This window comes from Sulfurimonas sp. (assembly GCF_027056685.1).
Taxonomy (GTDB): domain Bacteria; phylum Campylobacterota; class Campylobacteria; order Campylobacterales; family Sulfurimonadaceae; genus Sulfurimonas.
This window is the reverse complement of record NZ_JALUKE010000192.1, coordinates 1-2,401: the sequence shown is the minus strand read 5'-3', so window position 1 is coordinate 2,401 and position 2,401 is coordinate 1. Positions and strand designations below refer to the sequence as shown.

The window sequence follows — 2,401 nt, the reverse complement described above, 5'->3', positions numbered from 1 at the left end:
GTAAGATTCATATAGATTTCTGTTAAAACCTTTGGCAGTTTTTTTGCATCACGAATAACCGCATAAGAGTTTCTTCCAAAGAGATACGGCAGATACTCCCTCGCCTCTACATCAATGGTAATGCAAAAAGGAGTAATACCCATCTGCCTTACTTCATCTATGGCTTTTTTTGTATCTTCTATACCGTATCTGCCATCATATCTGTCAGTATCATTTGGTTTTCCATCACTTAAAATGAGTAAGAGTCTGTTTTGGCTCTGCTCTTTTTTCAGTATTTTTCCACTCTCTCGCACTGCAGCACCCAAACGAGTATAGTACCCTGGTTTTAAAACATCTATGCGACCGCGCACTAAATCTCCATACTTCTCTTTGAAATTTTTCACTATATGAAAATTAACTTTTTTATTTTTAATGGATGAAAAAGCATAAATGCCAAAAGAGTCTTCTAGCCTGTTTAGCGATTCTGAAAAAACCATAAGTGAATCTCTTATCATATCAATGACACGAATATCCTGCGTAACACCTGCCTCTGTTGAGAGTGAAATATCGGCTAAAAGCAGTGTGGACATATCACGCGTTTTTTTCTCAAAAGTTTGAAAAAATCTCTGCGGATGGTTCGATTTGTTTTGATGCCCTCTGTACTCTATCCATGCATCAAAATTTATCTCATCTCCATAAGAGAGGTTGTCTATCTTCACACGGTCAAGCTCCATCAAATCAAGTTCAGACTGGATTCTTTTCATCATTTTAGTTAATCGTTTTGGCAGAGCAATAGGCTCTACATTGATGGCAACTTGAGGATAAATACGAACATATTTTTTAAGATAGCCATCTTTTTTATAGTCCCACTCATCGCGTAAAAAACCCTTGCCTAAAGGGTAATCTTCTACATCTCTTGATGAAATATCTAGATCCATTTTAACACGCGAAGAGAGATTTGCATCTTTTTTTCCAAGGGTTATCTCATCCAAATCTGCAGCATTATAAAGAGCATCTTCATCAAAACTGTCATTCTCTTGTCTATCTACATTGACCTGTTCCATAAAGCTCATCAAAGACTCAGGTAAAAAGAGCAAAAGACCATCTGTCTCTTTCTCATCATCTATCTGATTTGCCTTTTTCTTCATCTTTAGCTCTTCGGTCTTGTCCTCTTTACCATCTTGTCGCCCCATCTCCTCTTCATCATTAAAGTCGAGCAGTTTAGCATTTGTGGCAATTGAAGGGTATATCCAAAGTGGATTTGGGTAACTCTTATCATCTAGTAACACTTCACTTTGTAAAGAGTCAATATATGATAATTCAGGATAATTTTGCACTAGTAAATCTTTGGCTTTGTTATAAAAAATTTTAAAACCTGCATATTTTTCTGTAAGAAACGCAGCCGCTCTTCTGTTTTCACTAATGATGTCATTACTTTGTAAATTTACCTGAGTAAGCATTGCACAGAGCCAATAGTAGTGCATATCGTTTAGCTCTTTGTCATGAAAGTAAGCGAGTGTAGCAGGAAAATAGAGTGCTTTTTCATCTTGCCAAGCAAGAAAAAAGCTCTTCCCTTTTCCTGTAAATTTCTCTAAGATAGTTCTAGAAGTCTCTATAAATCGTTTATCTGTAATATGCAACTCTTTTGCCTTATCACCTCCAAGGAGATGATAGAAGATTTTAAGAGATTTCTCTTTTGATTCAAAAGAGACTATAAAATCTTCATGTAAACGAGAGGCTTTTTTACGCAGATACGAATCTGCAAAAATTCCGACTTTTTCATCTATATCTTCAAGGAGCACTTTACTCCAAGAGAAGAGACGAGAGACTTTAGATGCCATTTTTAGGCTGCTACTTTGTCTTCTTTTACAAAGAAACTGTAAAAATAGACAAGAAGACCTACAAATGTCATTACACCAAAGAGTGAACGAACAATGTAAACTGCAGTCATTTTTGACTGAACATCCATAAATGCCATAGCATGCGCCGAATCAGGAATTCTTTGCATCTCTATCTGCATAACACCTGCAACAGTAAGCGCTACAGTAAGTCCTATCATTCCAATAACCATCAACCAAAACGCAGTCAGCTCAACTTTTTGTGCTTTTTCACAGTTACCATGAGGACGACCTCGTAAAATCGGCATAGCATAAGAGATCATAGTAAATACAATCATAACATACGCACCAAAGAATGAGAGGTGACCATGTGCTGCTGTAAGTTGTGTACCATGAGTATAGTAATCAACTGGAGCGAGTGTATGCATAAATCCCCAAACACCAGCACCTAAGAAACCAACTACAGCTGTACCTTTTGCCCATGTAAGTGCTATTTTATTATCATCTTGAATACGACGATTTTTTATCATGCTGTAAGCAAACAAAATCATCAAGAAAAATGGTATTGGCTCTGCAGCTGAAGC

The 2,401-nt window shown here is 36.8% G+C and carries 2 protein-coding genes; both read right to left on the bottom strand.

All coding sequences use genetic code 11. From position 1 onward, the window contains the following. A partial coding sequence (locus MVY38_RS08555; protein ID WP_297485268.1) for a hypothetical protein occupies positions 1–1,820 on the bottom strand: 1,820 nt, incomplete at its 3' end. A 2-nt stretch (positions 1,821–1,822) separates the two neighbouring features. Further along, positions 1,823–2,401 (bottom strand): cbb3-type cytochrome c oxidase subunit I (locus MVY38_RS08550; RefSeq protein WP_297485266.1); only part of this gene is annotated, 579 nt, incomplete at its 5' end.